The following is a 13,940-nucleotide window of genomic DNA, read 5'->3' as shown; positions in this document are numbered from 1 at the left end:
CAAATGGGCCAAGCTAGGATTTTAGTCGTTGAAGATGAAGTGATTGTGGCTAGAACTATTGCCAGCCAACTCAGACAACTAGGATACATTGTTACGGGTACAGCTTCATCGGGAAAAGTTGCCATTGCTAAGGCATCGGAAACTCAACCAGAACTTGTATTAATGGATATTATTCTTAAAGGTGAGATAGACGGTATTACTACTGCCGGTCTTATTCGTGAACAGTTAGACGTTCCTGTAATTTTTTTAACCGCTTATGGTGACGATCATACTTTAGAAAGAGCTAAAATTACCCAACCTTTTGGATATATCGTTAAACCCTTTACTATAAAAGATTTAAGAATAGCGATCGAAATCGGTCTTCTAAAACATCAATTAGAGCGTGAACTGCGAGAGAATCGAGATCAGTTAGCAACCCTTTTAAACTCAATGAGTGATGCTGTAATCGCTACAGATGAGCAGGGAATAATAACATTTATGAATCCCGCAGCTGAAGCGTTGACTGGCTGGCAGCAAAAAGATGCTTTAGGAAATGAGGCTGCGAAAATTTTTCATATTGTCGATGAACTTACAGGAACTACATTAGAAAACCCAGTAACAAAAGTACTGCGGGATCAAGAGGTTGTTTATTTAGGGGAATTCACATCTCTAATTACAAGAGAAGGGAAAAGAGTTCCAATTGGTGATAGTGCTTCACCACTAAAGCGACGACTTGACCAGATAGATGGTGTAGTAATTGTTTTCTGGGATCTTAGCGAACGACGCCAAACAAAATTTCTAGAGCAAGCCTTGGAGAAAGAGCAAGAACTTAATCGTCTCAAGTCCTTATTTATCTCTACCGTATCTCATGAGTTCCGTAATCCTTTAACTGTTATTCAAACAGCAGTGGAACTCATAGAAATGCAAGGAGCAAATTTGACAGATGCGAAAAGAGCCATTTATTTAAAGCGAATTCAAGGTGCTGTGCAATCTCTAGAAAAACTCATGGAAGAAGTCTTGTTTATGGGTCGAGCGGAAGCAGAAAAACTCGTATACAACCCTGCACCAATTAACTTAGAACAATTTTGTCGAGAGTTAATCGAAGATTTTTCTATTGTTGAACATAGGCTGTATGAAATTGTTTTTACTTGTCATAGCGATCGCACCGATGCCGTAATGGATGAAGGACTCTTGCATTACCTGTTTGAAAATCTCCTCTCAAACGCAGTTAAATATTCTCCAGAAGGTGGGAAGATTCAGTTTGATTTAATCTGCGACCCGATTGCTCAAGTAGCAATTTTTCATATTCAAGATCAAGGTATAGGAATTCCTGCACCAGACCAAGCGCGACTTTTTGAGTCATTTTACCGAGCTTCAAATGTTCAATCAATTCAGGGTACAGGATTAGGGTTAGTAATCGTTAAAAGGTGCGTTGATGCTCACAGAGGTCAAATTAGCGTCACAAGTCAAATTGAAATCGGTACTACATTTACAGTAATATTGCCCTTAAATCCTGAATTATCCTTAACTGAAGCTTCTGGATTCTGAATTCTGGATTCTGAATTCTTCTTTAACTTCCATCCCGATTTTTGGAATTAAGAACTTGGGTTTGGTAGTGCCGCCATTTTTCTTGCTGACGCGCTCTTTTTTCATCGGTGAGGCTATCAAAACAATAGGGACAGGAGATACCTTGTTCATACTTTGGAGATACCTGATCTGACTCAGAAATTGGATATCCACAACAGAAGCATCGCTCATGACTTCCTTCCTCCAACCCATGACTGACAGCTATGCGATCGTCAAAGACAAAACATTCCCCTTCCCATAAACTTTCCTGTGCTGGAACTTCCTCTAAATACTTGAGAATACCGCCCTTGAGATGATAAACTTCTGCAAAGCCTTGGGCAAGCATGAAGGATGAGGCTTTTTCACAGCGAATGCCGCCTGTACAAAATAAAGCAACTTTTTTGTGTTTAGTTGGATCGAGATGGCGTAGCACATAATCGGGGAATTCCCGGAATGAGCCAGTTTGGGGATTTTCTGCTCTTTGGAAAGTACCGATATTCACCTCATAATCATTGCGGGTGTCAATCACGGTTACTTCTGGATCGCAAATCAAATCATTCCATTCTTGAGGATTGACATAAGTGCCAACTTGTTCATTTGGGTCAATTTCAGGCAATCCCAAAGTAACAATTTCTTGCTTCAACCGCACCTTCATTCGCTCAAAAGGGGGAGTTTCGGTATAAGACTCTTTGTATTCTAGGTCTGCTAAACGAGGGTCAGTACGCAAAAAGCAGAGAACAGAATCAATCGCCTGACGCGAACCGGCAATTGTACCGTTAATGCCTTCTTGCGCCAGCAAAATTGTCCCCTTCACACCTTGCGTTTGGCAGTAAGACAGCAGAGGCTCTCGCTTCTCGGCAAAATCTGGGAGCTTGACGAATTTATACAGTGCTGCAACAACTTGGATATTTTCTGGCTTCATCCCTTTGGTAATGGAACAATATAAGTTACAATAACAACGGCAACCAAAGTTACCTACTACTTCAATTTTATGGGGGTTTAGCTCAGTTGGTAGAGCGCCTGCTTTGCAAGCAGGATGTCAGCGGTTCGAGTCCGCTAATCTCCATTGGATATAATTTATCTTAATTTGCGATCGCTGCGGTTTTGCTGGCCTACGCACATACAAGTCAATCAAAGTTTGGGTTCTATAGAACTCCGATTGATTGGGTGAAAGAACTCGCCCTCAACTGGAAAAGGCTGATTCCCTACTCCCTGCCTATCGCGCACCACGCAAATAAGTTCAAAAATCAAATAAGATTGCTATATCTATATAGGAGGTTGTTTGAAAAAGCGTCCATTGGGTTTAGTGGCAATTGTTCTTTACAAATCATTTGCCGCATTGTTGCTTATGGTTACTTCGATCGCTTTATTATTGACATTAAAAAATTACCAAGCTCTAGAGGTGTTTTCAGAAAACTATGTTTTAGAAGGTAAATCGATAATTATTGATTGGCTTTTAAAGAAAGTTATCAATTTAAATCCCCGAACCTTGGCATTTAGCGGTATTGGAACAGGAGTCTATGCTATTGTTACTAGTATTGAAGCCGTTGGTTTATGGTACGAAAAGCGTTGGGCACATGTCTTGGTGTTGGGACTTGTGGGTATCAGTATTCCACCAGAGATTTATGAATTAATTCGGGGTATTTCTCCTATAAAAATATTGATTCTTGTATTGAACTTAGCAGTATTGGTCTATTTATTCCGAAATTTTCCTAAACATCCATAGGACTTACGAATTGACAAAAAACATCAAATATGAATCTTAGGCAATGCCAGCAAAGCGTGAGGTGGTTCGTTCAGTGGAGGCGAAAATATTGGGGAATTTTTTTGTTCCCCCTTATCCCCTCTGTATCAAACGTTCTATTGGTAGCTTTGCTTTTAAGTAATAGTAGTATTGGAGTAAACAGAGCGGTATTGGTGATATTGGACAAGTACCTAAAAATTTATTTATCAAAAAAGTAAAATAATATATCTAAAGTCGTACTTAATAATTAGGGTGTTTATGGCTATAATTAGCCTGTTTATGGCAATAATGTGAGTTTGATAACAAGCAGGCTAACATAAACTATTTTTTAGTACGCAATCATTATTCATAAGTACTTAGAGGCATCATGGCTAACCAAATCGAAACAAACCTGTTTGAAGAACTAAGTGATTCTGATTCAATGGCAGTAGTTGGAGGAGCATTTATAGGAAGTGCAGAACAGGGTGCTACTGCTCTAGCAAACGGAACACTCAATGATGGTGTTGGTAGTCAGGCATTTATAATAGGCACAGAACAGGGTGCTACTGCTCTAACAAACGGAACACTGGCTACTCAATCCAATATAGTGCGATATTCTACAGAACAACTAGGTACAAATGGTCAATAGTATTTTAAAATTTCACTATTAAATGTTTGTAAAGCCCCTCCCAAAAAGTTCTGGGAGGGGTTTTATTATGAAACTTTTAAGAATATTTATTCTATAAGGGTTTTACTATTTTCAGTATAAAATATCGTCAAACAAGCAAATAAAGACCCTAACTTAATAATGATTGGGAGAGATACTCTCTACTAATGATCGCACGTAGTTCTATGGTTGGAAAGGTAAATCTGAGGGATGTTTAACAACAAATGGCTACGGGTTGACGCAAAACCAATATCCCACGTTGTACAATCGCTAGAAATACAATCTGGAGAGCGACTTGCCTAGATCGATTCAGTCTACTCAACCACCATTAAAATTCATTCCCCAACGGTTGAACTCGCTGGTACTCCAAATTGTTCGGTGGTTACTGCCGATCGCACTACGGTTCCGCACTCGCCCTTGGCTAACGGCTGGTATTGTGCGTGTTGAAGCCAAGAATGTTGAGGTGTTAGCTGAACTTTATCAACAATTCCAGGCTGGAAAAATTCGCTTTTTGCTGGCATTTCGCCATCCAGAGGTGGAAGATCCCCTGTGTATGCTGTATTTGCTTTCGCGCATTGTGCCACAGGTTGCTCGTCAGAAAGGTATTACACTGCGATCGCTTGTTCACAGCTATTTTCTCTACGATCGCGGTATGACGGTTTGGGCTGGGAAGTGGCTGGGTTGGTTGTTTTCTCGGTTAGGAGGTGTGCCGGTTCATCGCGGTAGACGACTAGATCGCCAAGCTATTCAAACTGCACGGGAGTTGTTTACTAATGGTGAATTACCGATCGCAGTGGCCCCAGAAGGCGGTACAAATGGTCATAGTGGTATTGTTAGCCCCTTAGAACCTGGTGTTGCTCAAATGGGGTTCTGGTGTGTAGAAGACTTGCAAAAAGCTAATCGGACTGAGACTGTAATTATTGTGCCGATCGCTATCCAATATCGCTACGTTGAACCACCTTGGTCTAAACTGGATTGGCTCTTAAGTAAGTTAGAAGCTGATAGTGGTTTGCCGCCAATGGAAATTGAGCAAGGCGATGGCAAAGAAATTTACTATCAACGCCTCTGTAGATTGGCAGAATATCTGATTACCGAGATGGAAGAATTTTATCGTCGCTTCTATCATCAAGATATCCCAAAAACCATCTCAACTGATGAATCTGCTAGTCCGAATCAAGTATTAATTGCTCGGCTTCATCGCTTGCTAGATAAGGCTTTACAAGTTGCCGAACAATATTTTGGAGTTCAAGCACAGGGAAATCCCATTGATCGCTGTCGCCGCTTAGAAGAGGCTGGCTGGAATTACATTTATCGGGAAGATTTGCCAGATATCAATGCTTTACCACCCTTTAAACGCGGCTTGGCAGACTGGATTGCTCAAGAAGCAGACTTGCGAATGCGCCACATGCGGATAGTGGAGAGTTTTGTTGCAGTCACAGCTACTTATATTCAGGAACAACCGACGGCAGAACGGTTTGCAGAAACAGCTTTGCTTGTATACGATATGCTTTCTAGAATTCAGGATACAACACTTCCGGGGCGACCTCGGTTAGGTTTGCGAGAGACACAAATAACTGTAGGGGAGCCAATTTCAGTAACCGAACGCTGGAAAAATTGTCAGGGCGATCGCTTGGCGGCTAGACAAGGTGTGAGCGATTTGACAAAAGATTTGCAAATCGCTTTAGAGAAGATGATTGGTTGAAGAAGAATTCAGAAGTCAGAATTCAGAAGTCAGAATTTAGGAGCAAAGCCGGAGGCTGCGAAAGCTCCGGTCAGAATCAAGACGCTCTCTACGAGACGCTGCGATATCTGCAATTTCTGTCAGAATACCCAACTGAATTCTGACTGCTGACTCCTGAATTCTGTTTCGATAACGAAAATTTTAAGATTTTTTAGCTCGAATTTTGTCAAAAATTGCACCTTCATCAAAGAATTTCTTCTGAATCTCGTCCCAGCCTCCTAAATCTTGAGCTTTGAATATAGTTTTAATTTTGGGAAAATTGGCTGCCGTTTCTTTGGCGATGGTTAAGTCAACGGGACGAAATCCCAATTTGGCAAACTCTCGTTGCGAGTCTGGGGTGTAAAGAAATTTGATAAACGCTTCGGCAATCGGGCGAGTTCGGTGTTTATCGACATTTTTATCTACAACAGCAACAGGATTATCGATAGAGATATTTACATCAGGCACAACAAATGGGACTTTTTCACCATTTTGTGCCGATAAAATCATCTCATTTTCATAGTTGAGCAGAACATCACCTTCACCATCTTTGAAGAACAGTTCGCTGGCATTGCGAGCAGTTTTGGGCAACAAAGGTGCATTATTATAAACTTTGGAGATAAAGTCTATCGCTTGATTTTCACTTCCGCCGGTTTTTGTCACAGAACCCCACAGACTAAGGAAATTCCAGCGAGCGCCGCCAGAGGTTCTAGGGTCAGGTGTCATCACATTTACGCCATTTCGTGCCAAATCTGCCCAAGTTTTGATATTTTTGGGATTACCTTCACGAATGGCGATCGCGTTTAGAGATTTGGTAACAATTGCATCATTAGGCGCTTCTTTTTCCCATCCCGGTTGAATAAAACCTGCCTCAACAAGTTTGTTAATATCAAGGGCAAGTGACAGGTGTACCACATCAGCTTCTTTACCGTCAATCACGGCAAGAGTCTGGGAACCTGACCCATCATAGCTTTGTTTGAAAGTGAGATTTTGGTTATGTTCTTTCTTCCACTGTTCGATAAATTTAGGAATGATCTGCTGGTATGCTGCACTAGTAACCGAGTAGGAAACAAATGTTAGGTTTACATCACTCTGGGAAGCAGCGCCAGCACTACCAGTATTATCGATATTACGTGGAGAGCAAGCAGCCATCACGATACTCAAGCTAAGTCCGACCAAAAATAGAGACGCAACACCCCACGAAGAATATTTGTACAACCATCGGATTAGTTGCACGCGCCACTGTCTGGCAGTGTGTAAAGCTTTAACAATATAAGTCTGAACTAATTCAGTCAAATATCTCCTTGTTTTAGGAGTACGTTGCCCCTGGTTCATCAAATTTTCCCCTGAATCTGCGATAACTTGAGCAAGATGCTGTAGTTAAGGGGCATTATAAAACAGTGGTTAAGGATAAATAACTTTTTATTAACCTAAATTTAAACAACTTATTCAAGATATTTAAGGAGAAGTAGTTTTAGAAACTTCTGGACTGCGAATGATGATATGTCCCTTATCACTTTCTTGAATTGCCAACACTGAGGGTAGCTCATCAGATTTTGCATTTGGGGGCAATGCTCGAAACAAATAAATCCAGCCGCCACGTTCTAAGAGTAAGCGCCAGACTCTCGGCTCTTTTGGATTGCTGATATCATTATCTTCCCTGCCTCGCAAGTCATCAAATAAACCGCGATCGCCAATAATGCGATAACCTTTCAATGACGGATCGGCAAATATATCATCAAGTTTGCGTCCCACAGCAAACTTTTCTTCCGGTGTAATTAAGGCTACAACAGGTAAACTAGAGTTTTGACCAGCATCCCGCCTGGCATCTGCAATGCCTTGCCAACGAGCTAACCAAAATATCACTATTAATACCCAAGATACTATTACTATTTCATTGACTAGCGATCGCAGAAATTCCACTGAGCGCAGTTGCCCAGAACTAAATTCAGCCAGAGATTTAAGCTGTTTAGCTGTCCATGAGCGTTTGTGTTGAGTTGCAGAGATGATGCGATTTAGTAACAATTGGTTTGTAGAGACTACCGTATCGCTGATGATCTTAATTAACCATAACGTTGCTTGAATTGCGATCGCAGCTATAAAAAAAGCGATCGCAGTTTTGCATATTGCCCAACTATCTCCAAGAAATATTTGCAGAGGAACTATCAAAAAAGACTGTGCAGGTAAATCGAGGGTATTAAGTTCTAGTTGGAAAAAGTAGAAATATGACCAACGGTAAATCCAACCTGCAAAGAAAAGCGCCGCACCCAGCAAGCCCAGTACACTTGTGAATTTACCTAAAATATTAGTTTCTTGGTTGGGAGCTTGAGTCATAAAAGAGATAATTCAAGTTCAGATCCCCGACAACTTTTACGAAGTCGGGGATCTTGTCTAGTTGTAATTTTACGGAAATTTAGTATCTGCCTCTGAAGTTTAATGAGAAACTTAAACATAGTCAAATATACTGTTAAAGCCATGAAAGCTTTTTTCCAGGGATGGGTTGTGGCAATCTTAGTAATGGCAGCAGCGATCGCCGGAAACATTCAAGCTGTAATTAGCCAAAATATCAAAACGGGAAATTTATTGTTGGCACAGACACCAGTCAACGCAGATGAATTAGAACTTCCAGTAGCGTTACCAGAGTTAGCAGAGGTCATTTTTAAGGGTGGCGAGTCAAGTAGTGGCCAGATAACAGGAATTGATGCACAGCAAGAAGCACTATCAATTCAGCGTAGTGGCAAAACTGCCACAATTCCCCTAAGCCAAATTCAAAAAGTAGTCTTCAAAAATGGGGCATTGGTTTACAGAAGCAATGGACGGCAAATTATTCGGGGTGAGCGCGATCGCCCCACAGGTAAACTAGTAACTTGGAGTGGTATACCCCTAAATACATTTACCCTCAAAAATTCTACTCAGGGTCAAGCGGTCGTAAAGCTCAAACCACCTGTAGTTTCTACAGCACAGTTGCGGGGTATTCAGTCAGTGGCGAGAAATCGGCAATATGTGGTAGATGAAATCCAGTTCAATTCGCAACAAAGAACGATCACTATTCTGGCAAAACCTTATTAATCATGAATTATTTCAGATGTAGGAACGCACAACTAGCTGTATGCACTTACTTATTTCGACATTACTAACAAAAATCATGAGTTTGTAACAAAAAATCGTGAGTTTGTAACGAAAATCATGAGTTTGTAACAGAAAATCGTGAGTTTGTGACAGAAAATCGTGAGTTTGTAACGAAAATCATGAGTTTGTAACAGAAAATCGTGAGTTTGTAACGAAAAATCGTGAGTTTATAGCAAAAAATCGTGAGTTTGTAACAAGAGCTTCTGCTAACACCCAATTGAAAACAGCTACCTCTGCGCTACTCTATGAAAAAACTTCTTACCAGTCTTTTAGCTGTGGGTTTTTATCTAACACCTTTAACACTGATACTGATGCCTCAACCCACTTGGGGACAAACTCAAAACTCGCGATCGCAAGAAGCAGAAAGATTGCTAGAGCAAGGGATAAAGCTGTCACAGCAACAGGAACATCAAAAGGCAATACAAATATTTCAGCAAGCTTTAACCATTGCACGACAACTCAAAGACCAAAAAATTGAAGCAACTGTACTGCTTGGACTTGGGTTTAACTACTCCGCTTTAGGAGAAAAGCAAAAAGCACTCGATTTTTTCAACCAAGCTCTACCCCTATATCGGGCTGTGGGCGATCGCACAGGTGTTGCCACTACACTCAATAACATCGGTAAAGTCTACGACGATTTAGGAGAAAAGCAAAAAGCACTCTCATTTTACAACCAAGCTCTGCCTCTATATCGGGCTGTGGGCGATCGCACAGGTGTTGCTCGTACACTCAATAACATCGGTAAAGTCTATGACGCTTTAGGAGAAAAGCAAAAAGCACTCGATTACTTCAACCAAGCTCTGCCCCTTTGGCGGGCTGTGGGCGATCGCACAGGTGTTGCCACTACACTCAATAACATCGGTCAAGTCTACTCCGATTTAGGAGAAAAGCAAAAAGCACTCGATTACTTCAACCAAGCTCTGCCCCTTTGGCGGGCTGTGGGCAATCGCACAGGTGTTGCAACTACACTCAATAACATCGGTGCAGTCTACAACGCTTTAGGAGAAAAGCAAAAAGCACTCTCATTTTACAACCAAGCTCTGCCACTTATTCGGGCTGTGGGCGATCGCACTGGTGAGGCTCGTACACTTAATAACATTGGTGGAGTCTACTACGATTTAGGAGAAAAGCAAAAAGCCCTCTCATTTTACAACCAAGCTCTGCCCCTTTGGCGGGCTGTGGGCGATCGCACAGGTGTTGCCACTACACTCAATAATATCGGTGGAGTCTACGACGCTTTAGGAGAAAAGCAAAAAGCACTCTCATTTTACAACCAAGCTTTGCCCCTTATTCGGGCTGTGGGCGATCGCTCTGGTGAAGCTGTCACCTTGGGTAATATTGGTGTACTCTTCCAGAGTACAAATCGACCAACCCAAGCCATTACTAATTTAGAGCAATCTCTCAAAATCAGCTTACAAATGCGTCGGGGTTTGCAACGAGAAAATCGCCAAAAGTTTTTACAGCAAAACGGTTGGAGTGCTACTGCTTTAGTCGATGTCCTGATTAATCAAAAAAAATACGATCAAGCTTTTGAATGGGTTAACCTATTCACCACAGCCGATCTTGCTGATTATACTCGCCTCATTAATGCCAAAGTTGCCAACCCAGAAGCACAGAAAGCTCTTGACTACTGGAGTAAAAAAAATCAGCAATTAGAAGCACTGCGACAACAACTACAAAGCGATCAATCCGAAAGCCTAACCCAAAAAATTCGGCAAGTAGAAACACAAGTTTACTCAGAAGCCGAAAGTATCTCTCGCCGTTTTCCTGAAGTAGCAGAACTATTTGAAACTACACCCGCAGATATTAAAAACCTTACATCCTCCATCCCCGCAGGAACAGTTGTAGTTCAACCTATCTTGTTGACTAATGTGAGAGATATGCCTAATAATGTAGCCTTTTTTATCTTCACCAAAGGTCATTTTAGTGTTACTAAAAAATCTCTTGAACCCAATAAGCTTAATAAACTTATTGCCGATTACTTAAAACAGGTACAAGACGATAGTGATTCTGATTACTTTGAAACCGGCGGCGAACTTTATGATATTCTCATTCGTCCTATAGAAGGCGAAATTAAGACTTTATCACCTAAACAACTGAGTATTATTGCTACTGGTCAACTGCGCCATTTACCTTTTGAGACTCTTTACGACAATAAAACTAAACAATTTCTGATCCAAAAATATCCTGTAAACTATCTCACTCGCATTTCCAATAATTCCTTGCAATCTCTAGGTATGCAAAATGCTATACCTCGCATACAAGCTGTTTTAGCATTTGGTAATCCAGTAACCAGTGAGCCGCAAAATCTCCCAGGTGCTGAAGCAGAAGTCACAAAGATTAAAGAAATACTGCCAGACAGTGAAGTTTATATCCATAAAAAAGCTACCTTGGAAAACTTTAGCTCCCAAGCATTGCGCTTTTCGTTTTTACATTTAGCAACTCACGGCTGCTTTCAAACTGAAAATTGTAAAAAAGTAGATTTAAAAAATAATACATTATTATTTGCTGACAAACCCTTAGATATTGCTAATGCTGCTCTTTTAGGATTACAAGGCACACAATTAATTACTCTTAGTGCCTGTCAAACTGCTGTAGATACTAATTTTAATGATGTAGGAATTGCAGGAGTTGCTTATATATTTGAGCGGGCTGGTGCGAAAGCTGTGATGGCGAGTTTGTGGGCGGTTGATGATGAAGCAACTCAGGAATTAATGGTTGATTTTTATCAAAATCTCAAGCAGGGTATGACCAAAGGTGAAGCTTTGCAAAAAGCTAAGTTAAAGCTAATTGCAGACCATCGTCATCCTTTTTATTGGTCGCCGTTTGTCTTGATTGGCGATGCACGTTAAAGTAATTGGCAATGATGCTCGTACCTTGCTAACGCAATTTCGTTTTGTAACGGGGATTTTATCCTTAGAGGATATTTGAAAAGTCATGATTCATGTATCACATATTTTTTACCCCACCCTAACCCTCCCCTTATAAAGGGGAGCCACTGCGTTGGGCGGGCAATGCCCGACTTGAAGCATGTGGCGTGAGGGAACCAGATTTTTCTTGTTTCCCCCCAATATATCGGGGGGATTAAGGGGGGTAAAAATGTGATTAAAAGCACAAGATACCACTTTTCAAACATCCTCTTAAGGGGGTTGGGACGGTCTACTACTATTTCTAAGATACAAGGTTGAATTGAAGAAAGGATATTGACGAATAAGCCTATAATCTCTGCACATCGGTAAAAAAGGTATATTTATTGTCAGAAATATAAAAAAGACTTATGCAGCGTTTTTATGAACTTTTATAAAAAATTGCTAGGTTCTGCATAAAGTTTGTGCGCCCAACGTAAACTAAACAGTTACTAACTAGGTTGAGGAACATTAACATATCGTTTACTTGATCTGGTATTGCCTAACCGTTGTTTATAAACTACTGCTTATAAAGTATTATTTGCCACAAATCTTCTCTTAATCCCAATGGTCAGGTCATGGTTAGCAGAATAGTTGCTTACCCCGCATCTTTAAGGGGATATCAAAACTTTTCGATCTACTGAAATTTTGACTTAGAGAATTATTCTTCAAAGAGCAAGACTTTCAGGGGTTAAAACTTCATCACACACAATTGCGGAAAATTATATTATGCCCAGACTAATCGTTTCTTTACCCCCATTCATAGGGACTTCTGGTTCCGATCTTGTAATAGGACAAGAGGATAATGCATTCCCAGCAATTGGAATTGAGGTTCAAAAAAAGGGAATCATTGATACTCAAGCAGGTAATGACACTATCCAGGGTACTAGCACCGGCAGTAACGAGACTTTCAATTTTAGCGCAGGCACAGGCATTGCTAACACTGGCACTATCAATGCAGGGATAGGAGACGATAGTATCAAGGGCACTGGCACTGCCGGTGAGGGCTATCGAGGTGAGACTGCACGCGGTATAGGTATCTCTAACACTCAGGGCGGCTACATTAATGGAGGAGATGGAAAAGATTTAATCTTCGGAACCGGAAAGGGAGCCGAGGTATCCAATGATGACCTTAAACCTGCTACAGGCATCAATAATACTCAGAATAGCCGCATTGATGGAGGATTAGGGGACGACTCTATCGAGGGAACTGGAATTGCAGTATTTGAGGGGCCTGCTGTAGGAATCTCTAACACTGACAGCAGCAATATTAATGGAGGAGAAGGGAACGATTCTATCAAGGGAACTGGAAATGGTGGAACTGGAGAAGATGGTACAGGCATCTTCAACAGTGGTGCTAGCGTGATTAGTGGAGGGAAAGGAAACGATTCTATTACTGGTATCGGCAACGGCAGTAATGCAAGTTTAGAACCTTTTAGATCATTCAATGCAGGTAGGGGTGTAGGCATCTCCAACAACAAGGGTAGCGTGATCGATGCAGGGCAAGGAAACGATTCTATTACTGGTATCGGCAAGGGCGGTAAAGGGAGCTACGATACCCCTTTTGGGGAGCTTGGGCCCGGTGAAGGTATAGGCATTGTTAACGGTGGCATCATCAAATTAGGCGATGGCTTAGATACCCTTACTGGATATGGCACCAGCATTGGTATCCAAGGTGGCACCATTGATGGTGGAAACGGTAACGATTACTTCAAAGCTCGTCGAATTGATGCTAATGGTAATCCCGTTTTAGGCCAAGGAGGTGTTATTGCCGATGTCTTGATTAAGGGTGGAGGTGGCTCCGACACGTTTGATGTTGGTTACGGTAATGCCACCATCAATGGTGAATCGGGATCAGATAAGCTAATTTTGCCTGATTTCAAAAGTGATTATACCATTCTAGGCAGCTCCAACAATTACACCATTACGCGGGATCAGTTCACGTTGAATGTATTGAATGTTGAGGAAATTGCTTTTCTTGGCGTTGCTCAACAGAGCTAGTGTGCTTGGGATTGTGAATTAGGGATTTCCAACAAAATAAATTATCCAATTTTGTAGAGTGGGCATCTTGCCGAATATTCCATTGTGCTTGCGGTGAATTGCTCTTTGCAAGCACGAAAAGCTTCAATTTTTGATGTTTTTATGGAGGTTATAAAATTTTTGGCATTTTCTTAGGGAACTCCAAAAAATAAATCATCCAATTTCTCGACTTCACCACGATTTCTGCTCCCCCTGCTCCCTGCTCCCTGC

10 protein-coding genes and 1 tRNA gene are annotated in these 13,940 nt (G+C 41.3%); 8 read left to right on the top strand and 3 right to left on the bottom strand.

The window, feature by feature from the left end; genetic code table 11:
* Positions 1 to 3: 3 nt before the first annotated feature.
* Positions 4 to 1,527 (top strand): ATP-binding protein, encoded by a 1,524-nt coding sequence (locus RMY00_RS14810; RefSeq protein WP_322648253.1) that lies wholly within the window; start codon positions 4 to 6, stop codon positions 1,525 to 1,527.
* Positions 1,528 to 1,549: 22 nt separating this feature from the next.
* Here the strand turns inward: RMY00_RS14810 and RMY00_RS14805 are convergent, their stop codons facing one another.
* Complete coding sequence (locus tag RMY00_RS14805; RefSeq protein ID WP_322648252.1) at positions 1,550 to 2,467, bottom strand: rhodanese-related sulfurtransferase; 918 nt, start codon at positions 2,465 to 2,467, stop codon at positions 1,550 to 1,552.
* 71 nt (positions 2,468 to 2,538) lie between these two features.
* On the opposite strand from RMY00_RS14805, the gene RMY00_RS14800 reads away from it, so the two are divergent.
* The 4 genes from RMY00_RS14800 to RMY00_RS14785 all read left to right on the top strand — a co-directional run bounded on the left by RMY00_RS14800 (position 2,539) and on the right by RMY00_RS14785 (position 5,637).
* Positions 2,539 to 2,611, top strand: a tRNA-Ala gene (locus RMY00_RS14800).
* 216 nt (positions 2,612 to 2,827) lie between these two features.
* Entirely contained in the window at positions 2,828 to 3,271 is a 444-nt protein-coding gene (locus RMY00_RS14795) for a DUF2127 domain-containing protein (RefSeq protein WP_322648251.1), read from the top strand.
* 385 nt (positions 3,272 to 3,656) lie between these two features.
* Positions 3,657 to 3,917 (top strand): hypothetical protein, encoded by a 261-nt coding sequence (locus tag RMY00_RS14790; protein WP_322648250.1) that lies wholly within the window; start codon positions 3,657 to 3,659, stop codon positions 3,915 to 3,917.
* A gap of 313 nt (positions 3,918 to 4,230) precedes the next feature.
* Positions 4,231 to 5,637, top strand: coding sequence for a 1-acyl-sn-glycerol-3-phosphate acyltransferase (locus RMY00_RS14785; protein ID WP_322648249.1), 1,407 nt, complete (start codon positions 4,231 to 4,233; stop codon positions 5,635 to 5,637).
* 180 nt (positions 5,638 to 5,817) lie between these two features.
* On the opposite strand, the gene RMY00_RS14780 is transcribed toward RMY00_RS14785, so the two are convergent.
* Both RMY00_RS14780 and RMY00_RS14775 read right to left on the bottom strand, forming a co-directional pair.
* Entirely contained in the window at positions 5,818 to 6,990 is a 1,173-nt protein-coding gene (locus tag RMY00_RS14780) for a sulfate ABC transporter substrate-binding protein (protein WP_416212067.1), read from the bottom strand.
* 123 nt (positions 6,991 to 7,113) lie between these two features.
* On the bottom strand, positions 7,114 to 7,989 hold the full coding sequence (locus tag RMY00_RS14775; protein ID WP_322648247.1) for a hypothetical protein: 876 nt from the start codon (positions 7,987 to 7,989) through the stop codon (positions 7,114 to 7,116).
* Between the two features lie 141 nt (positions 7,990 to 8,130).
* On the opposite strand from RMY00_RS14775, the gene RMY00_RS14770 reads away from it, so the two are divergent.
* The 3 genes from RMY00_RS14770 (at position 8,131) to RMY00_RS14760 (ending at position 13,691) form a co-directional block, all read left to right on the top strand.
* Positions 8,131 to 8,724 (top strand): hypothetical protein, encoded by a 594-nt coding sequence (locus RMY00_RS14770; protein WP_322648246.1) that lies wholly within the window; start codon positions 8,131 to 8,133, stop codon positions 8,722 to 8,724.
* A gap of 305 nt (positions 8,725 to 9,029) precedes the next feature.
* Positions 9,030 to 11,636: a CHAT domain-containing tetratricopeptide repeat protein gene (locus RMY00_RS14765; RefSeq protein WP_322648245.1), complete on the top strand. Its 2,607-nt coding sequence runs from the start codon at positions 9,030 to 9,032 to the stop codon at positions 11,634 to 11,636.
* Between the two features lie 783 nt (positions 11,637 to 12,419).
* Positions 12,420 to 13,691 carry a hypothetical protein gene (locus tag RMY00_RS14760; RefSeq protein WP_322648244.1) on the top strand — a complete coding sequence of 424 codons (1,272 nt, stop codon included), beginning with the start codon at positions 12,420 to 12,422 and terminating at the stop codon, positions 13,689 to 13,691.
* Positions 13,692 to 13,940 lie beyond the last annotated feature (249 nt).

Source organism: Nostoc sp. ChiVER01, assembly GCF_034531155.1.
In the GTDB taxonomy this organism is placed as follows: Bacteria; Cyanobacteriota; Cyanobacteriia; order Cyanobacteriales; family Nostocaceae; genus Nostoc.
This window is presented reverse-complemented; position numbering and strand designations above follow the sequence as displayed.